Genomic DNA, 20345 nt, shown 5'->3' on the forward strand with positions numbered 1-20345 from the left:
GTAGCCGTAAAGTTAGACAAGGTCAACTAACGAGCGCCGCGCGGCTGGGAACCGAGTGCCGGGCGCGCGCTGCCTTCGAGAACGCCACCTCGTCACGAGCTGGAAACCCGGCTGCGTTACAATTGCGAGCTACATCGGCCACCAGAATGTGAGGGACACCATGAGTGACGAGATCACGAACGCTAACACCACGTCCAACCGCGCCATCGTCTCCGTTCTTGGCGCAGACCGGTCCGGCATCGTTGCCGCAGTCGCAGGTCTGCTCGCAGAGCGTAACGTCAACATCCTCGACATCTCCCAGACGATCCTCCAGGGTCTGTTTACGATGACGACCCTCGTCGACCTAGGTGATGCCGACTTCGCGGAAATCCATGTCGGTCTCGATGAGCTTGCCAAGCAGCTTGGCGTGCAGATCACGATTCAGCGCGAGGATGTCTTCAAGTTCATGTATCGCCTGTAAGGAAGTGTCATGGCGATTTTCTCATCGCACCTAACGCCTCGTAGCGCTCGCGAGCGAGTCGCGCGTCGCATCCTGTCGACGAACGACACCTCGGCACTCCTGAGCGCCACGGATATCACTCCCATGCCTTCGGACGAGGCTGCGCTCGGCCGTCCCGTGGAGAGCGAGGGTCTCTACGAGGGCTATGCCAAGGTCGACAAGCTGCCGGAGGAGATGTTCCGCGAGTACGACGTCAAGCGCGGCCTGCGCAACGCCGACGGCTCGGGTGTGCTCGTGGGTCTCACGACCATCTCGGACGTTCACGGCTACAACAAGGTCGATGGCAAGGTCGTTCCTGACGAGGGCGACCTCATCATTCGCGGCTACCACCTCGAAGACCTCGTCTCGCAGACGCATGGTGCCGGTCGCTTCGGCTACGAGGAGATAGCGTACCTGCTCATCTCCGGTCGCCTGCCTAGCGCGGGCGAGCTTGCGGACTTCAACGCTCGCATCGATTCCCGTCGCGAGCTGCCCACCGGCTATCTGAGCCTGTTCCCGCGCACGACGGAGTCGAGCTCCGTCATGAACGTGCTCGCGCGTTCGACGCTGCTGCTCTACGCCTTCGACGAGTGTCCTGACGACACGGGGCACCAGCATGAGGTCGATGTGGCCCTGTCGCTTCTCGCGCGCCTGCCGCGCATCGCGGCTATCGCCCACGAGGCTTCCGTCTCCGCGCGCGCCGGCGAGAAGCTGCTCGTTCCCCCCGTCCGCGAGGGCTATTCCATGGCGGAGACGGTCCTGGACGTTCTGCGTGGCGCCGATGGCTTCACGCGCGAGGAAGCCATGATGCTCGACGTCATGCTCATGCTCCATGCGGAGCACGGTGGCGGCAACAACTCGACGTTCACCTGTCGCGTACTTTCGAGCTCGGGCACGGATGCCTACTCGTCCTACGCCGCTGCCATGGGCTCGCTTAAGGGTCCCAAGCACGGTGGCGCCAACTCCAAGGTGGGTGCCATGATCGAGGACGTGGCTGCCCACGTAGAGCGCTGGGATGATGACGACGAGCTTGCGAGCTATCTCGAGAAGCTCGCGACGAAGCAGGCGTTCGATCAGACGGGGCTCATCTATGGCATGGGTCACGCGGTCTATACCAAGAGCGATCCGCGTGCCCGCCTCGTGAGGCGCTATGCGCGCAATCTTGCTGCCACAAAGGGCTGCGAGGACAAGCTCGCCCTCATCGAGGGTATCGAGCGTCTGACTCCCGAGGTCATCCATGGCGTGCGTGGGACGAACAAGCCCATTTGCGCCAACATCGACCTGTACACGGGCTTTGTCTACTCGATGCTGGGCGTGCCGGCTGATCTCTACACGCCCATCTTCGCCATGGCGCGTCTTGCCGGCTGGACTGCTCATCGCATGGAGGAGCTCTACGGCTGCGGCCGCATCATCCGCCCGGCGTACAACTCCGTCGTTGGCCGCAAGGACTATGTGCCCATCGAGGAGCGCGGGGAGTAGGGATCCCCACATATAACGATAAGCGGCGGCACCCCTCGCTCGGGATGCCGCCGCTTTGCTTGAGGCGGGTTAGACGGAGACGCTAGTCCTCGTTCTCCTCGGTGTCCTCGTCCTCTTCGTCATCGGCGGAGACGGGGCGGAAGACCGCGGTGTCGCCACCAATGATGCTGTCCTCGACGTAGCGGGCCTCATCATCGTGGGCCTTGCGGACGGCGGCGTCAAAGAGGTCGACATCTTCCTCTTCATCGAGGTACTTCTCGGCGTCATCAAGCTGGACCCTGCGGCCCGTGCGGAGGGCGACGTACTCGTCGTTGTTCTTGTCATAGGCAAGTCCAGCGCGCCTGAGGGCGTCGGGGAGCTCGACGTAGTCGAGGGTGTGCTGACGCTTCGTGCGGGCAAACAGCGGCACGTACTCGAAGATGACGGAGGAGTTCTCGAGGCCATACCAGTGCGCGGGCGAGCCACAGACGCGGCGGATGATGTACTTCGCGTTGATGATGTTGCGGTCGAACGCGGAGATGTCGGCGGAGCTAGACGGCACCTTGCGCACGAGGCAGAAGCGGAAGTCGCCGACCGAGCTCTTCTTCTTGTAGATCGAGTACTTGTGATGCTGCGGCGCGATCATGTTGTCCTGAACGAGCTTCTCGACGATCTGGTAGAGGTACTCGTTGACGCGCTGGTTCACGCAGAAGCCAAGACGGATCTGCACCTTGAAGATGAAGTCGGTGCCAAAGGTGTTGACCGAGAACTCGTGAGTGTACGGCTCGTCGGTGACCTGGATGTTCAGGAAGAAGTACGCGCGGGCGCGCTTCGGACGCTTATCCAGGATCGAGTAGAGGATGTCGCGGTCGAGCCTGTCGGGCGAGGAGTCGTTCGTGAGGAAGACGAGGTTGTCGGCGAGGTACGGGATCTCATTGTCCTGGCGGAGCTCGGCGAGCTGGTCGATGTACTGCTTGGTGGGTAGATAGACGCTCTGCGTGCGCTCGATGGCGGTGCCGCGGCGCCAGATGTACATGACGACGAAGATGAGGGCGGCGATGACGACGGTGACGTAGCCGCCATGCAGGAACTTCGTGAGGCTCGAGAAGAAGAACGCCAGCTCGATGGCCATGAAGAAGAGGAGGAACGGCCAAGCGGCGACCTTGCGCTTGCGGACGCGCATGAGGTACGTGAACAGCAGCATCGTGGTCATCAGCATCGTGACGGTGATGGCCAGGCCGTAGGCGGCCTCCATGTGGGAGGAGCTGCGGAAGTATAGCACGACGCCGATGCAGGAGACCCACATGATGTTGTTGACCAGCGGGATGTAGATCTGGCCCTTGGTCTCGCTCGGGTAGGCGATGCGCATGTGCGGCATCAGGTTGAGGCGAATAGCCTCGGAGATGATCGAGTAGGAGCCGGTGATCAGGGCCTGCGACGCGATGATGGCAGCGAAGGTCGAGAGGACGACGGCGAAGACGCGGAGGTTCTCCGGAAGCATCTGGAAGAACGGGTTGAGCTCGTGCAGGGCGGCGAGCTCGGCGTTGGTTTTGTTGGCAAGGATCCAGGCACCCTGGCCGAGGTAGTTGAGAATGAGGCATGCCTTGACGAAGGGCCAGGAGGCGTAGATGTTGGCCTTGCCGACGTGACCCATGTCGGAGTAGAGGGCCTCGGCGCCGGTCGTGCAGAGGAAGACGTTACCGAGGACCATGAGGCCGGCCTTGTTGAGGTTGCCATCAAACAGGAACGTGATGCCGCGCAGCGGGTTGAGCGCACGGAAGACGTTGAGGTCCGCACCGACGTTCACGAGGCCGACGATGCCGAGGTAGAGGAACCAGATGGTCATGATCGGGCCGAAGGCCTTGCCGATCATGGAGGTGCCGGCGCGCTGCATGGCGAACAGCACGCAGAGGATGGCGATGGTGATAAAGACGACGACGTTCTGGTTGTCGCCGATGATGCCGTGGAAGAACGGGATCGTGCGGAGACCCTCGATGGCCGTGGTGACCGTCACCGCGGGGGTGAGGATGCCGTCCGCGAGCAGCGCGGCGCCGCCAACCATGGCGGGGATGATGAGCCACTTGGCGCAGCGCTTCACCAGGCTGTAGAGGGCGAAGATGCCACCCTCGTTGTGGTTGTCGGCCTTCATGGCGACGAGCACGTACTTGACGGTGGTGATGAGGGTCATCGTCCAGATGACGAGGGACAGCGCGCCGATGACGACGTCCTGGCTCATCGTGGTGAGGCCGCCGTTGCCGCTCATGATCGCCTTGAGCGTGTACATCGGGCTCGTTCCGATGTCGCCGTAGACGACGCCAAGCGTAACGAGAATCATCGCCGCTGATAGCGGGATGCCAGCGGACTTTGCCGACGACCTCTTCTTTGTCGAGGGTTCGGCTGCGCGAGAAACACCCATGTTCCTTGCTCTCCTTGTGACGGGGGCTTTCCGCCCCGGCCGCTCCAATACGTGTCCAGGCCACTTCGTCTTGTTTGTGGCCCACGGGGTCGCAAACTGGACGACGCAACAAAAACTGCCCGACCTCGGCGCGGGCGCTGAAGTCAAGCAGCTTAAGGTACCACTTTATGCGGTCTTTATGTGCGGAGGACGGCGGTCGGTGCCGCTCACGCGGTCTTTAGTACCTTCCGCGCCCCGGACCGCGGCGGTCCGAGGGCGATGACGAGCGGCGGGGACCGTCGGAGTAGCGGCGCGGGCCATCCGTGCCGCGGCGGTCGTCGCGCGAGAAGCGGTCGCCACGCGGGCCACGGTCATCTCGCGAATAGCGGTCGCCGCGCGGGCCACGGTCGTCGCGCTGGAAGCGATCTCCCCGCGGGCCGCGGTCGTCTCGCGAATAGCGATCGTCACGCGTGCGTCGACGGTCGTCCGGGCCACGGCGGTCGTCATGCATGCGGCGGTTGTCGCCCGAGCTACGGCGGTCACCTTGCGGGTAGCGGCGGTCGCTCGAATCGCGACGAGGGCCGTTCTGCTCGTGGCGGAAGCTGGCCTGTTCGCGGCGCGCCTCCTCCGGCAGATCGCTGGCGCCCTCGGGGCGCGGGGTCCTCTTCACGAGGTAGACGTGGTGGATCTTTGCGTTGCGGCTGAAGTCCTCCGGGATGGTGCCCTCTGTGACGTCCTCGATTTCGACACCGTACTTCTCGAGCTTCTCGGTGTCGGGGGTGAAGCCGCGCAGATTGCAGGAGAACAGGCAGACGCCGTCCGCGGTGAGCAGGCGCGAGACGCCGATGAGGAGCTCGGCGTGGTCTCGCTGCACATCGAAGGAGTCGCGGCCCATGCGCTTGGAGTTCGAGAAGGTTGGGGGATCGCAGAAGACGAGGTCCCAGCGGTTGCGCGTGCGGCGCTGCTCGCTGATCCAACGGACGACGTCAGCCTGGACGTACTCGTGCTCGTCGCCGGTGAAGCCGTTTCGCTCCATGTTGCGCTCGGCCCAGTCGAGGTAGGTGCGAGAGAGGTCAACCGTCGTCGTGTGCTTTGCCCCACCGTCCGCGGCGTAGCAGGTGGCAGTGCCGGTGTAGGCGAACAGGTTGAGGAAGCGCTTCGAGCCCTTGGTGCCCTTGGCGAGCTCGCGCACCTGGGCGCGCACGTCGCGATGATCGAGGAAGAGGCCCGTGTCGAGGCGCTCGGCGAGGTTGACCTCGAAGATGAGGCCGCCCTCGTCTACGAGGTGGGAGCCGGGGGCAAGCGCGAGACGCGAGCGGCGGCCGGGGCGGGTGTCAGCGCCTTCCTCCTGCTCGCTCGCGTACTGGGAGCCGCCCTTGGCGCGCTTGCGCACACGTAGGGTGACGTCGTTGGGGTCGACGCCAAGGACGCGCGGCGCGATGGCGAGGACGTCGAGTAGACGACGATGTGCGAGGTCGAGGTCGATGCCCTTGGGTGCGGCGTACTCCTGGACGACAAGCCAGCGTCCGCCCTTGTCGCGGCCGCGCGAGGCCTCGCTCGCCTGGTAGAGGTCGATGGCGACGGCGTAGTCGGGGAGGTCTGCGTCGTAGACGCGGTAGCAGCTCACGTCTTCGCGCTTCGACCACTTGGCGCGGAGCTTCGCGACCTTCTGGAGACGCGCCGCGAACTGGTCTGACGCGGAGACGAGCACGGGGATGGTCGTCCCGTCCTTGAGGGTGACGGTGGCGCGCGGCGCGGGTGCTGCGGGCGTCCCGTTGTCGCCGCCGCCGGTGGCGCGGGCATCGTCCGTCTCGGCGTAGAGGCGAATCGTGGCCTCGTCGCGGCCGAGCAGCGTTGAGACGCTGTCTGTCGGCGCCATGCCGAGGGCGGCGTCGAGGTTGTCGCCCAGCACGAACGCGGCGAGCGGCGAGCCCGTGGGCAGGGAGTCCGCAAGGGCGGTGACGCAGCCGAGGGCGGAGACCTCGCGCGCGAGCTCTGCGGTGCGGAGCCAGGAGAGATCGCAAACGCCGAGCGTGGAGGAGGCGTCGGAGTCCGCGAGAACATCCGCGAGGGTATCGCGCGAGGTCAGCGTATCGAGAGAGACGTCGAGGCCTGCCGAGCGCAGGGCCGTGCGGGCGGCGGAGGCGGCGCCGGGACGATCGTCAAGCGAGACGAGGCGAAGGGAGCCGGCACGCTCGCCGCCCTTCTCGGCACGCTCGTCCGCTTCGTCGAGGAGGGTCTCCCAGGCTGCGGCGTCATGGCCCAGCCAGCGGTCGAAGCCCCAGCGTGAGCGAAGCAGGCCAGGGGCGCGGTCGAGCGCGGCGCCGGCTGCTTCGACGAGGATGGTGCCCGAGCCGGCGTATGCGGTGGCTAGGGTGGGGGCGTCGTGGCGCAGGCAGCGGTGCCAGGAGCCGGCGGCGAGCATCGCGGCCGCGTAGTCTGCGCGGAGGCCGCCGAGGCCGTCGTCCGTAGAGCGCCTGCCGAAGCCACGGTGGAAGAGCGGCTCGCCGGAGAGGTCGATGCCAAGGGTCACGCGCTCGCCGCGGACGCGTGCGATGATCGTGACGTCAGGGTGGCGGACCTCGACGCTCGGGCGGCCGCCGAAGCGAGCCTGCATCTTGTCACAAACCGCGTCCTTGACGCGGAGGGCGACGAACTGGGTGTTCCTGAGCTGGTCGTTCACGCCGTGGGCATCGACGGCAAAGGTAGAGGATAGGGAAAGGTGGCTCTCCCACTCGATCGAGGAGGCTGCGTCATAGAGCTCGTCTGCGTCGGTCGCGGCACCGTGGGAGAGGACGAGGACGACGCGCGAGGCGATGCGGCTCCAGAGACAGACGCGGTAGGCGTCGGCGAGGGCGCCGGAGAAGGCCACCTGGCCGTGGAGGGCGCGAACGCCTGTGGTTCCCAGACTCGCGAGCTCGCCTGCGAGCAGGCGCTCGAAACCCTTGGGACAAGTTGCGAAGAACTCATGCGTGTCTGCCATGCGCATCACCTTTCGATCGGGTCACCATTTGCCCGTAAGGGGGCTGCTTGCCCCTCACATCTCCTGCCGAGGTTAACCCATATGGGCGTAAACGTGCGGCTCACCGGCTGTATACACAGAAAACGCCCCGCTTGAGCAAGGTGCTGAGCGGGACGTTGGAAGGGAGTCGCGTGGATTGGGGCTCGAGCGCGCTGAGGCGCTTGAAGCTACAGGTCCATGGAGAGGTAGCGCTCGCCGGTGTCGGGAAGGATAGCGACGACGGTCTTGCCGGCGAACTCGGGGCGCTGGGCGACGGAGAGCGCGGCGAAGGCGGCGGCGCCGGAGGAGATGCCCACGAGGACGCCCACCTTGGCGGCGAGCTCGGCTCGCTCGGCGATTGCGTCAGTCGAGGCGACGGGCAGGATCTCGTCGACGAGCTCGCGCTTGAAGTTTTCAGGCTCGAAGCCGGCACCGATGCCCTGGATCTTGTGGCCGCCGGGCTTTCCGCCTGACAGCACGGGGCTCTCTGCCGGCTCGACGGCGACGGCGTAGACGCCCGGCTTGTGCTCCTTCAGGAACTTGGAGGTGCCGGAGATGGTGCCGCCCGTGCCAACGCCGGCGACGATGGCGTCGACGGAGCCCTCGGTGTCGGCCCAAATCTCGGGACCGGTGGTCTCGTAGTGGGCGCGCGGGTTGGCGGGGTTGGTGAACTGGCCGGCGACGATGCTGTTGGGTGTGGAGGCGTGCAGCTCATCAGCCTTGGCGATGGCGCCCTTCATGCCCTCGGCGCCGGGGGTGAGGACAATCTCCGCGCCGTAGGAGGCGGCCAGCTTGCGGCGCTCGATGGACATGGTCTCAGGCATGGTGAGGATCATCTTGTAGCCGCGGGCGGCCGCGAGCATTGCCAGGCCTACGCCGGTGTTGCCGCTCGTGGGCTCGATGACGGTGCCGCCTGCCTTGAGCTCGCCGGATGCCTCGGCTGCGTCAAGCATGTAACGGGCGACGCGGTCCTTCACGGAGCCGCCGGGGTTGGTCGCCTCGTACTTGCCGAGGACGCGGGTGCCCTTGGCCTGGGCGTCGGCGGGGAGGAGCGAGGAGAGGTCAACGAGAGGGGTGGAGCCGATGAGTGCCTCGACATGGTTTGCGACGTGCATGAGAGCCTCCTTGTGGCTGCGGACGGAGCGCGGCTCCGACCAGACTGGCGGACGGGTTTTGCCGTCCATAGGCGAGAGGAGAGGTTTCTCCTCTTTGCCGACGCGGGGGTTGAGCGCGCGTCGCGCGGGACCTCCGCTTCGTTGGGGGCAAGTATGTCACCAATAAACCAACAAATCCAGTAGGAATTTATGGTTTTTCATCAACTGGCAATGAGGAATTGCTTGGCGGACGTGACGTGTCGTTACGGACGAAGCGACGCCGTCATTGCGGACGCAGCGACGCTGTCATTGCGGATATGGAGCCGTGCTGTTACGGACACAGCGACATATTGTTGCGGACACGGCGACGTTGTCATTGCGGGCACGACGTCATATTGTTGCGGACACAAAAAATAGTGTCCGATTTCGACGCATCTGTATGTTTTGCTACGCAACACACATATAGATGGTTTCTAAATTCAAATATGCAGCTAGCATAGCTCATGGTTAATCCGCTATTAAAAGCAAGGCCATCTCTCTTCCCGGCGTCGGAAAGTCTGACGGTGCTATGGTGAAGGGCGTTGGGAGAACGATGAGAACAGTTGACGGGTCATGGCTCCATTCGGGTATGGTCGTAATAGCCGCCATGGTTTATCGGCCATTTGACGGAAGGCTTGGGAAGAAGCTCTGGAGCTGCTCGGCGGATGACGACGTAGCCACCATGCCCGACTCCCCTGACCTGCTTAAGTCTTATATCGCCGACTTACAGTTTCGGCTCGATCTGGCGCGTGCCACGATTTTGATGCTACGGGAATGCCAGGGCGACGAAGAAGACAAATAGCCGGGCTGGCTCCCACTGAGTACAATCTGCCCATTTTGAGCTGCCGTCGCGAAGCAATAGGCCTAATCTTAGTTCGCCTCGAGGGTGCCGATCAGGGCCTTGTGGTCCGTGCCGGCGATCTCGACGGTCTTGAGCGAGCTCACCGTGATGCCGGAATCCCTCGCGTAGACGATGTGGTCGATTTCGATGAGCGACGGCACGATCTTGTTCGAGGGGTAGGTCATGTGGAATCCCTCGCCGGATGCCTGGCTGGCGTCAGCGAACCGCGTGCCTAGAAGCGTGCGGAAGCGCGCGTGGTCCCAGGTTGAGTTGAAGTCACCCAAGATGAGGTAGGCGTGCCCATAGTCGGAAAGCGATCCGATTATGGAAAGCCCCTTGTCCCAAAGGTCCTCCGCCCCGCGGACGGGCGAGTTGGGGTGGACGCTCACGATGCGAACGGTGGTCGAGCCAATGGCGATGTCCGCGGCGGGCATGGAGCTCGTCTCGATGGGCAGGAGATTGCGCGAGACGTTGCTCTGGGGTGCCGCCGTCCAGATGCCGTTGCGGCCACCGTTGCTGATGGCGGATGCACCCTCGGAGACCACGTGATAGGGGAGGACCTCGTCAATTCCCGCCGCCGTGAGGTCTACCACCATGCCGTCCGTGAGTTCTTGCAGGCAGAGGACCTCGACGTGCTCGGTGCGGCAGACCTCGACGATCTGCTTGGCGCTCGCGGCTCCGTTCAGTGTGTTGACCGTCATGACGCGCGCATATGAGTCGTCCGTGGTGGCGCTCGTGGACACGGCGTATTCGGCGGCGGGGGAGACCCGCGCGCGGCCTGCGAAGTATCCGACGTGCCACCAGCCGTTTATGGCGAGCGCGAGGACGCAGACGACAAGGAGGAGGCGCCTTCTCGACAAGAGGGCGACCGCGAGGCAGATGATGGTTGGAATGAGGGCGAGCGGGACGAACGAGACCACTTCGGGGATAATCCGGCCGTTCGCGAGGCCCGTAGGCAGGACCCTTAGCGCCATGAGCGCGCAGACACCAAGCATGGCGAGCCAGAGCAATGCCGAGACGAGCAGGTGACGCGGGCGGTGGTGCCTCCGCGCGGGTCGACGAGCGGGCTTCGCCGCGCGTTTTGCCGCTCTTGCGGGGGTCTTATGCGGGAGGTAGGGCGCTTGCTGCGCAGGGGAGGGAATCGGCGCGCCGGATGCAGCCCTCGCGTCCCTGTTCTCGAACGGTGTCGTGCCGTGCCCGTATCCGTTTGTGGAGCTGCCCTGCGTCATGTACTGCCCTCCCCGTTGTCAGCATTCATGCTAGCTGAGGAGAGCCGACAGCAACCATATCTGACGAAACCGCCGCATGACTTGCAGCGATTGTGTCCTAACCGTGCGGGTCGGCAAACGGTTGCAAGATATTGCTCACATTGTGAAATACTGCGCACGCTGTGTAATAAAAGGAACCTGACGGCTCGATGACGCCGCCAACACCAAGACCTCTGGGGGTTGCGTGCAAGACCTTCTCACTCAGGCTGCTGCTGCGCGCCGTCGCGCCAGAGCCGATAGGCGCTGCATTCGCTCTCGCTCCCAGCTTCGCGACGCCCTCGCCGCGGAGATTCAAGCCACGGGCGACCTGTCGCGCGTGACGGTCACTGCTGTCACCGAACGCGCGGGTCTCACGCGTCGCACGTTCTACTCGCACTTCCGCGACATCCCGGATCTTGTCGACGCCGTCGAGCGTGAGGCCCTTGACGACATAAGGGACCTCGTCGAGAACATCTCGTCGTCGCACCTCGACGAGCTCACCGCCGCCCTCGCATCGCTCGAGGCCGCCCCCGGAACCGTCGAGCTCCTGAGCTACTTCCGCGACAACGCCTCGCATCTCACGGCGCTTCTGGGCGAGGGCGGTGACCCCGCCTTCGTCGAGAAGATCAAGGACGTCTGTCGCGAGGCGGTCGTCTCTCGTGCTCTCGACGGCATCGACTCCCGAGCCCTCGGCCCGTTTTTCGACTATTACCTCGCTTTTGCGGTGTCTGCCGAGGCCGGCGTCCTTACGCGCTGGCTTACGGGTGGCATGCGAGAGGACGTCCGCACGATGGCGCTGATCATGACCTCGCTCATGTTTGTCCGCCCGGGCGACCTCTACGGCAAGTCCATTGACTTCAACGTGCCAGCCTATGCGCTGGCCCTTATGCAACTCAAGAACAATGCGGAGCGCAGGGGCGCTTTCGCGGAGGAAAAGGAGCCCATCCATGACTAACAATCCCGCAGCATCCAATGCGGCTCAGGCCAAGTTGGCCCGCGGCATCGAGCTGGTTGAGGACGGGGCCGAGCTGCGCCCCGCCAACACCACGGACTTCTCGCGCGCCAACCTGCGCCTGGGCATCGACGTGGGCTCCACCACGGTCAAGCTCGCCGTCATCAACGACGCGGACCGTATCGTCTACGCAAACTACCAGCGCCACCACACCGACATCCGTGCCACGGCAAAGGAGCTCTTCGAGAAGGCCCGCGCCGTGCTCGGCAACGCCTCCATGCGCGTCTCAATCACCGGTTCCGGCGGCCTCCTGCTCGCCAAGTGGCTCGACCTCGAGTTTGTCCAGGAGGTCATTGCGAGCAAGCGTGCCGTCGAGACCCTCATTCCGGAGACTGACGTCGCCATCGAGCTCGGTGGCGAGGACGCCAAGATCATCTACTTCGATAACGGTATCGAGCAGCGCATGAACGGCACCTGCGCGGGCGGCACGGGCGCGTTCATCGATCAGATGGCGAGCCTGCTGCACACCGACGCCGGCGGGCTTAACGAGCTCGCGAAGCAGGCGACCCATATCTACCCGATCGCCAGCCGCTGTGGCGTCTTCGCGAAGTCCGATGTCCAGCCGCTGCTTAACGAGGGCGCGGCTCCCGCGGACGTCGCCGCCTCGATCTTCCAGGCCGTTGCCAACCAGACGGTCTCCGGCCTTGCGTGCGGCCATCCCATTCGCGGCCACGTCGCCTTCCTCGGTGGCCCGCTCCAGTACCTCTCCGAGCTGCGCCGTCGCTTCTATGAAACGCTCTCGCTCGACGAGGAGCACCGCATCGTCCCGACCAACGCCCATCTGTTCGTGGCCACCGGCGCCGCCCTTGCTGGCGAGTCCGACAAGCGCGTGACCTTCGCTGAGGTCATTGACGCCCTCGAGAATCTTGGCGATATGCAGGGCAGTGAGGTCCAGCGTCTCGACCCGCTGTTCGCCAATGACGAGGAACTCGCCGAGTTCCACGCCCGCCACGATGCGCAAGTGGTCCCCAAGGGTGATCTCGCCACGTATCGGGGCCGCGTATTTATCGGCATCGACGCCGGCTCAACCACGATGAAGGCCGCGGTCGTGGGCGAGGACGGCGAGCTGCTCTACACCTGGTACGGCAACAACCGTGGTGACGTCCTGGGCACCGCCCGCGTCATCATGGATGACATCTACGACAAGCTCCCCGAGGGTTGCACCGTCGGTCACGTCACCACGACGGGCTACGGCGAGGCCCTGCTCATCGAGGCCCTCGGCGCCGACTCCGGCGAGATCGAGACTGTCGCTCACCTTCGCGGCGCCAAGGCCTTCGTCCCCGATGTTGAGTTCATCCTCGATATCGGCGGTCAGGACATGAAGTGCCTGCGCGTGCACAACGGCATCATCGAGCACATCATGCTCAACGAGGCGTGCTCCTCGGGCTGCGGCAGCTTCATCGAGAGCTTCGCGGATTCGATGGGCCTCTCCGTCCAGGACTTCGCGCACGCCGCCATGGGTGCCGAGAAGCCCGTTGACCTTGGCAGCCGTTGCACCGTCTTCATGAACTCGCGCGTGAAGCAGGCCCAGAAGGAGGGCGCGACCGTTGGCGACATCGCGGCCGGCCTCTCCTACTCGGTCATCAAGAACGCCCTGTTCAAGGTCATCAAGATGCGCGACCCGGAGGAGATTGGCAAGTATGTCGTCGTCCAGGGCGGCACCTTCATGAGCGACGCGACGCTGCGCGCGTTCGAGAAGCTTACCGGTCGCGAGGCGATTCGCCCGGACATCGCCGGCTGCATGGGCTGCTATGGCGCCGCCCTGCTCGCCCGCGACCGTGCCGGCAAGGACGGCACCTCGACCCTGCTCAGCCGCGAGCAGATCGACAACCTCCAGGTGAAGCAGACCAAGGCCCACTGTGGCCGCTGCTCCAACAACTGCCTGCTCACGATCAACAACTTCGGCAACGGCCGCAAGTTCATCACGGGCAATCGCTGCGAGAAGGGTTCTGGCGGCAAGCGTGCCAAGGCGCTCGCCCCCAACCTCTTCGCCTTCAAGAACAAGCTGTTGTTCGATCGCCCGGTACTTGACCCCAAGACCGCACCGCATGGCACCGTGGGTATCCCGCGTGCCCTCAACATGTACGAGAACTACCCCTTCTGGCACGCGTTCTTCACGGAGCTGGGTTTCTCGGTCGTGCTGTCTGACCAGTCGAACAAGAAGACCTACGAGGCGGGCATCGAGTCGATGCCGTCCGAGTCCGTCTGCTATCCGGCGAAGCTCAGCCACGGTCACATCATGAACCTGCTCGAGAAGGACCCGGACTTCATCTGGATGCCCTGCATCCGTTGGGAGCGCAAGGAGGACGAGACGGCGGGCAACCACTACAACTGCCCGATTGTCATGAGCTACCCGCAGGCGCTCGGCCTGAACGTCGACGAGCTCGCCGCGCCCCAGGTCGAGTTCCTCGACTCGTTCATCCCGTATGACGACAAAAAGGAGCTCAAGCGCCGCCTCTACGAGCTGATCTCCGTCCAGCGCGAGAAGGATGCCGCCAACGGCCGCGGCCGCTTCCGTGGCGAGCACATCACCCGTGCCGAGGTTGACCGCGCCGTGAACGTCGCCTGGGAGGCCGATCTCGAGTTCAAGGAAACCATGCACCGCAAGGGCGACGAGACTCTCGAGTGGATGGAGGCCCACGACGTCCACGGCATCGTGCTCGCGGGCCGTCCCTACCACAACGACCCCGAGATCAACCACGCCATTCCCGAGCTCGTGAACAGCTTCGGCTTCGCGGTGCTCACCGAGGACTCCGTCGCCCACAAGATGCGTCCCGAGCGCCCGATCCGCGTCGTCGACCAGTGGATGTACCACAGCCGCCTCTACCGCGCCGCGCGCTTCGTCGCCAGCAGGAACGACCTCGACCTCATCCAGCTAAACAGCTTCGGCTGCGGTCTCGACGCCCTCACGACGGACCAGGTCCAGGAGATCCTCGAGGCGTCTGGCAAGATCTACACCACCCTCAAGATCGACGAGGTCTCGAACCTCGGCGCGGTGCGCATCCGTATCCGCTCGCTGATGGCGGCCCTCGTTGAGCAGCGCGAGGAACTCGAGCGCGAGGCTGCCGCGGGCGAGCTTGTGGCCGCCGGCCCTGTGGACGTCCGCCGCGCGAACGGCTCGCTCGAACGCGCCAAGCCGCTGGGGGTTCGCGAGGATGGCAAGCAGGCGCTGCCCGTGTGGCGCGAGGCGAAGAGCGCTGCCGTTCACAAGGTGCGCTACACCAAGGAGATGCAGGACAGCGGCTACACGCTGCTGTGCCCGCAGATGTCGCCCATCCACTTCGAGCTCGTCGAGCAGCTGCTCAAGAAGAACGGTTACAACGCCGTGCTGCTGCCTTCCGTCGACCACGGTGCGGTCGAGGCGGGCCTCAAGTACGTCAACAATGACATCTGCTACCCGTCCATCCTGGTCACGGGCCAGATCATGGAGGCCATCGAGAGCGGCAAGTATGACCTCTCGCGCACGGCCGTCATGATCTCTCAGACTGGCGGTGGCTGTCGTGCCACGAACTACATCGCCCTCATCCGCAAGGCCCTGCGCGACGCCGGCCACCCTGAGGTCCCCGTGGTCTCGCTTACCGCGGCGAAGGGCCTTGACGAGGACAACCCCGGCTTCAACATCTTCAAGCCCGAGATCATCGTCCACGCCGTCTATGCCCTGCTCTATGGCGACCTGCTTATGCAGGTGCTCTATCGCGTGCGTCCCTACGAGGCCGAGCCCGGCTCTGCCGACGCGCTGTATGACCAGTTCATGGCTCGTGCCAAGGATGAGGTGACCAGCTGCGGCCAGCATGCGTTCCTGAAGCTGTGCCAGGACACGGTCGACGCGTTCGAGACGCTGCCCGTCGTGGCCGATCGCTCCAAGCCGCGCGTGGGCGTCGTGGGTGAGATCCTCGTCAAGTTCCACCCGACGGCGAATAACCAGGTCGTCAAGGTCATCGAGCAAGAGGGATGCGAGGCGGTCGTGCCCGGCCTCGTCGACTTCTTCCTCTTTGGCATGACGAGCCCGAAGAACATGAAGGGCGAGCTGGGCACCAAGCTCAGCAAGCGCCTCACTCACCAGGCTGGTATCAAGCTCATCGAGTCGATGCGCGAGCCCATCAACCGTATGCTCGAGAAGTCGACCCGCTTCGAGCCGTATCCGGACATCTACGAGCTCGCCGCCAAGGCGAAGCAGGTGCTGTCGCTGTGCAACACGATGGGTGAGGGTTGGCTCCTCACGGCCGAGATGTGCGATCTCATCGAGTGCGGCACGCCCAACATCGTGTGCTGCTCGCCGTTCGCATGCCTGCCCAACCACGTTGTGGGCAAGTCCGTCATCAAGCGCCTGCGCGAGATGCACCCCGAGAGCAACATCGTCGCCGTCGACTATGACCCCGGCGCGTCCGAGGTCAACCAGCTCAACCGCATCAAGCTCATGATCAGCGTGGCCAAGGAGAACTTCCGCGCTGCCCGTGCGGCTGCGGCAGAGATGGGCGGCGCCGCGGAGAACGTGGCCGAGTTCCGCCTCGAGAATCCTGTTGACCCCACCACGAACGTCGTGGCTCCCTATGTGGAGGAGGGCGAGCGGGATCGTGTCGAGGAGGCTTCCTGCGGGCTCGGCGCCAATGCCGCCGACGACTCCGGCGTCCTTCCGCTGAGCCGCATGCAGCTTGACCGCATCGAGGCCGCCAAGGCCCGCGCTGCGGAGCGCGCTGCTGCCGCCGACGCGAATGAGCCCGCTCCTGTCGATGGCCCCGAGGCTGGCGCGGAGGGTGCCGACGGATCCGAGGAGGGTGCTGGTGTGGCAGACGCTCCCAAGATGTCTGATGCGTCACAGAACGAAACGGAAGCGGACGAATCGTAGCCTGCTCGATTACCATAGAGCCCTAAGAGATTGACGGGCGGCCCGATCGCGCAAGCGGGTGCGGTCGGGCCGCCTCTTACGTAGAGGGGATACGTGATGGACGAGAACAACGAGAGCAAGGCGACGCAGACGGCTGCTGAGCCGAAGCCCCTGTGGGGCGGGCGCTTCTCCGCCGCGCCGACGGGCGAGCTCGAGAGGTTCGGAGCGTCGCTGCCGTTCGACAAGCGCATGTGGAAGCAGGATATCCGCGGCTCCAAGGCCCATGCCGCCATGCTTGCGCGCCAGGGCGTGATCTCGGCGGAGGACGCGGAGGCAATTCGCGCCGGCCTTGACGAGATAGCCGGCGAGATCGAGCGTGGCGAGTTCACGTTCGACGTTGACCGTGACGAGGACATCCACATGGCCATCGAACGCGTGCTCACCGAGCGCATCGGTCCTGCCGGTGGCCGTCTCCACACCGGCCGTTCTCGCAATGACCAGACCGCCGTCGACACGCACATGATTGCTCGCGACCTGGCCGACGAGCTGCTCGCTTCGCTCGAGGGGATCCAGCAGGTGCTGCTCGATTGCGCCGAGGAGCAGTTTGGCGTCGTGATGCCTGGCTACACGCACATGCAGCCGGCTCAGCCGGTGCTTCTCTCGCACCACCTGCTCGCCTACTTCTGGATGTTCTCCCGCGACCACAAGCGCGTCGCCGACGCCCGGGCCACCGCCAACAAGTGCCCGCTTGGTGCCGCCGCGCTCGCCGGCACCACCTATCCGCTTGATCGCGCGATGACGGCTTCCGAGCTCGGCTTTGACGAGCCGGTCGCCAACTCGATGGATGCCGTCAGCGACCGCGATTACCTGCTCGACCTTATCTATGCCTGCAGCGTCTGCCAGATTCACCTCTCTCGCCTCTGCGAGGAGCTCGTCTGGTGGAGCTCGGCGGAGTTTGGCTTCGTGGAGATGGACGATGCCCACTCCACCGGCTCCTCGATCATGCCGCAGAAGAAGAACCCGGACTTCGCAGAGCTCGTTCGTGGCAAGTCTGGTCGCGTCGTGGGCGACCTCATGAGCCTGCTCGTCACCGTGAAGGGCACGCCGCTTACTTACGACAAGGACCTTCAGGAGGACAAGGAGCCGCTCTTTGACGCGGCCGATACCGTCCTGGGTTCGCTTATGGCCTGCACGGGTATGCTCGCCACCTGCACCTTCAAGGCCGACCGCATGCGCGAGGCCTCTCACGAGGGTTACATGGCCGCGACGGACCTCGCGGATTATCTCGTGGGTAAGGGCCTGCCGTTCCGCCAGGCTCACGCCGTGGTGGGTCGCATCGTGGGTGATTGCGTGCGCGAGGGCGTGACCCTGCAGCAGCTCTCCACCGACGAGCTCCGCAGCTACTCCGAGCTCTTCGATGATGGCGCTCGCGAGGCGCTCGACATCGACAACATCGTGCGCCGTCGCACGACGCTCGGCGGCACCGGCCACGATGCCGTTCGCGCGCAACTCGCCCAGGCTCGCGACGTGCTCGCCGCCGAGACGGCGTAGGTCGCTGCCGACCCCGCGCCGGGCTTCGCGTTGGGTTGCCGGGATAGCCACTGACTTGCAAGCGGTGCCGCCATCCCGTGCAATCTGAGGTGCCCGCGCGCGATATAGCTCACAGGTTAAGAAGAACGCCCGTCTGCCGAAGCAGGCGGGCGTTCGTGTTTTCACTGGCCGGAGGACAGGCTTGAAAGGACTACTGTCCTTCGGTTGGCGTGTCGGGGTCGGGGGTCGGCTCCGGGGAAGGCGTGGGTTCGGGCGTTGGCGCCGGAGTGGGTTCGGGCGCCGGAGTGGGCTCGGTCGTGGTCGTCGCGTTCCCCGTCGTGGCGGCCTCGGTCGTCGCTGCCTCCGTGGTCGCGGCGTCCGGGTCGTTCTCGCCGGTGCTCGTGTTGGAGAACTTCCAGCTCGTATTGGGCTTGTAGGAGGGATCGGACGCGCTTGCCATCGGCCAGTCCGCACGCGGGGTGTCGGACAGGACAGCGTTGACGAAGTAGGCGAAGGCCTTGTTCGACGTCTGGAACGGGTGCGCGCCCGCGCCATAGCCGAGCCTTACCGTGTAGTCTCCGTCCTTGTGGCCCGTCCAGACGGCGACGGAGACCTGGGGCGTGATGCCGCAGAACCAGAGGCTCTCGAGGTTGTCGGTAGAGCCGGTCTTTCCGGCGACGGGCTGGTTGATGGTGAGGAGGCCGGGGAGCTGCTTGGCCGTGCCGCGGCCGTAGGTGAGGACGCCCTCGAGCGTCTGGACGGCGACCTTGGCGACGCTCTCGTCGAGGACACGCGTGGGGCTGTCCTTGTGCTCGTAGACGACGTTGCCGTTGCGGTCCTCGATCTTGCTGATGGCGACGGCGTCGCGGTGAAGGCCACCGCTCGCGAGGGTGGCGTAGGCCTCCGCCATCTCGAGCGGGGAGCAACCGTTGGCGCCGAGGATCGTGGAGCCGTAGGGGTCGAGGTCGCTCGAGATGCCCATGTCGTGGGCGGTCTGGACGACGTTGTCGACGCCGACGGCCATACCGACCTGAACGTATCCGGTGTTCGAGGAGATAGCGGTGGCATCGGCGAGGCTGAGGGTGCCGTAGGGCTCGTTATCGGCGTTCTGGACCTTCCAGGAATTGTTGACCTGGATGGGGGAGTTGCAGTTGATCTTGGTGGTGGGGTTCATGCCCGCCTTGAGTGCGGCGACAAGAGTGAACATCTTGAAGCTCGAGCCGGTCTGCTTGGCGTTCGACGTCGCAGCGTTTACCTGGGCGGTGTCGGAATCCGCGTAGAAGTCACGACCGCCGACCATGGCCTTGATGTAACCGGTCTGTGGGTCGATTGCGACGAGCGATCCATCGTTGTCGGGGTTGCCCGTCTCGTCGAGCATGCGCTCGACCGCGCTTTGAGCGGCATCCTGGTAGGTCGGGTCGAGCGTGGTGTAGATCTTAAGACCGCTCTGGACGATAGTGTCCTGCGAGAAGTCGCCCTCGAGCAGGCCCTTGATGTAGTTGGTCCAGTAGGGGTAGGTACCCTGGCTGTCCATGTTCGTGTTGCCGAGGTTGAGCACGAGGTCCTCCGCCTGCGCGGCATCGTGCTCCTCCTGCGTGATGTCGCCGAGGCGCAGCATGTTGTCGAGAACCTTGTTGCGGCGCTCCTTGGCGGCGTCGGGGTTTTGCGTGGGGTCATAGTAGGAGGGCGAGTTGGGCAGGCCGATGAGCGTGGCCGCCTCCGCGAGCGTGAGCTCGCTGCAATGCTTGTTGAAGTAGGTGATGCTTGCGGCCTCGATGCCGTAGGCGCCATGACCGTAGAAGATCGTGTTGAGGTACATCAACAGGATCTGTTCCTTGGAGTAGGTCTTCTCCATCTCGACGGCGATGTAGGCCTCGCGGATCTTGCGCTTGAGGGACTTCTCGAATTGCTCGTCAGACAGGACCGTATTGCGCACGAGCTGCTGGGTGATGGTCGAGGCGCCCTCGGAGCGGCCGGAGAGCTGCGAGATGACGGCTCGGCCAATGCCGATGGGGTCGACGCCGTTGTGACTGTAGAAGCGCTCGTCCTCGACGTCGACGGTGCCCTTCCAGACGTAGGGAGAGACCTCGTCTTGCGAGATGGAGCGGCGGTTCTCGAGGTAGAACGTCGCGATGACGTTGCCGTCCGCGTCATAGACCTCGCTCGGCTCGGCAACGAGGTAGGCGTCGGCGGAGGTGTAGTCGGGCAGGTCCTGGAGCCAGGACTCGATCACGGCGCCGAGAGAGACGGCGAGAGCGATGGCGAGCAGCACCAGGAAACCCAGGACGCCGGCGGCGGAAAAGCCAACGATGTGCGTCTTAGAGTGGGCGCGGGCGCGACGGTTGCGAATTCCCATGCAGTCCTCCAATACAGGTACACAGACTTACCCATTATCTGCTAAATCGTGGTGGAGCGTTGAGCGCGC

Annotated in this window: 11 protein-coding genes; 6 read left to right on the top strand and 5 right to left on the bottom strand. The window is 64.6% G+C overall.

What is annotated here, in order from left to right; translation table 11 throughout:
* Positions 1 to 160 precede the first annotated feature (160 nt).
* Both ACTQ1Z_RS00775 and ACTQ1Z_RS00780 read left to right on the top strand, forming a co-directional pair.
* Positions 161 to 460, top strand: coding sequence for an ACT domain-containing protein (locus tag ACTQ1Z_RS00775; RefSeq protein ID WP_320678732.1), 300 nt, complete (start codon positions 161 to 163; stop codon positions 458 to 460).
* Between the two features lie 9 nt (positions 461 to 469).
* Complete coding sequence (locus ACTQ1Z_RS00780; RefSeq protein WP_441857966.1) at positions 470 to 1957, top strand: citrate synthase; 1488 nt, start codon at positions 470 to 472, stop codon at positions 1955 to 1957.
* 82 nt (positions 1958 to 2039) lie between these two features.
* On the opposite strand, the gene ACTQ1Z_RS00785 is transcribed toward ACTQ1Z_RS00780, so the two are convergent.
* From ACTQ1Z_RS00785 to cysK, 3 genes are all read right to left on the bottom strand, one after another.
* On the bottom strand, positions 2040 to 4352 hold the full coding sequence (locus tag ACTQ1Z_RS00785; protein ID WP_320678728.1) for a KUP/HAK/KT family potassium transporter: 2313 nt from the start codon (positions 4350 to 4352) through the stop codon (positions 2040 to 2042).
* A 217-nt stretch (positions 4353 to 4569) separates the two neighbouring features.
* A complete protein-coding gene (rlmKL, locus tag ACTQ1Z_RS00790; protein ID WP_441857969.1) occupies positions 4570 to 7314 on the bottom strand; it encodes a bifunctional 23S rRNA (guanine(2069)-N(7))-methyltransferase RlmK/23S rRNA (guanine(2445)-N(2))-methyltransferase RlmL in 2745 nt (914 codons plus the stop codon).
* Between the two features lie 206 nt (positions 7315 to 7520).
* Positions 7521 to 8447 (bottom strand): cysteine synthase A, encoded by a 927-nt coding sequence (cysK, locus tag ACTQ1Z_RS00795; protein WP_441857971.1) that lies wholly within the window; start codon positions 8445 to 8447, stop codon positions 7521 to 7523.
* A 571-nt stretch (positions 8448 to 9018) separates the two neighbouring features.
* Between cysK and ACTQ1Z_RS00800 the strand changes: the two genes are divergently transcribed.
* A complete protein-coding gene (locus ACTQ1Z_RS00800) occupies positions 9019 to 9267 on the top strand; it encodes a hypothetical protein (RefSeq protein WP_320678723.1) in 249 nt (82 codons plus the stop codon).
* 68 nt (positions 9268 to 9335) lie between these two features.
* On the opposite strand, the gene ACTQ1Z_RS00805 is transcribed toward ACTQ1Z_RS00800, so the two are convergent.
* Positions 9336 to 10280 carry an endonuclease/exonuclease/phosphatase family protein gene (locus tag ACTQ1Z_RS00805; RefSeq protein ID WP_441857973.1) on the bottom strand — a complete coding sequence of 315 codons (945 nt, stop codon included), beginning with the start codon at positions 10278 to 10280 and terminating at the stop codon, positions 9336 to 9338.
* A gap of 478 nt (positions 10281 to 10758) precedes the next feature.
* Here ACTQ1Z_RS00805 and ACTQ1Z_RS00810 point away from each other — a divergent pair, with 478 nt between their 5' ends.
* From ACTQ1Z_RS00810 to argH, 3 genes are all read left to right on the top strand, one after another.
* Positions 10759 to 11508: a TetR/AcrR family transcriptional regulator C-terminal domain-containing protein gene (locus ACTQ1Z_RS00810; RefSeq protein WP_441857975.1), complete on the top strand. Its 750-nt coding sequence runs from the start codon at positions 10759 to 10761 to the stop codon at positions 11506 to 11508.
* Positions 11501 to 16411, top strand: a complete 4911-nt coding sequence (locus tag ACTQ1Z_RS00815; RefSeq protein ID WP_441857977.1) for an acyl-CoA dehydratase activase-related protein — start codon at positions 11501 to 11503, stop codon at positions 16409 to 16411. Before ACTQ1Z_RS00810 ends, ACTQ1Z_RS00815 begins: the two co-directional genes overlap by 8 nt.
* Before the next feature lie 96 nt (positions 16412 to 16507).
* Complete coding sequence (argH, locus tag ACTQ1Z_RS00820) at positions 16508 to 17941, top strand: argininosuccinate lyase (RefSeq protein ID WP_441857979.1); 1434 nt, start codon at positions 16508 to 16510, stop codon at positions 17939 to 17941.
* 190 nt (positions 17942 to 18131) lie between these two features.
* On the opposite strand, the gene ACTQ1Z_RS00825 is transcribed toward argH, so the two are convergent.
* Complete coding sequence (locus ACTQ1Z_RS00825) at positions 18132 to 20276, bottom strand: transglycosylase domain-containing protein (protein WP_441857981.1); 2145 nt, start codon at positions 20274 to 20276, stop codon at positions 18132 to 18134.
* Between the last annotated feature and the right edge of the window lie 69 nt (positions 20277 to 20345).

Source organism: Parolsenella sp. LCP21S3_E11 (assembly GCF_052118165.1).
Taxonomy (GTDB): Bacteria; Actinomycetota; Coriobacteriia; order Coriobacteriales; family Atopobiaceae; genus Parolsenella.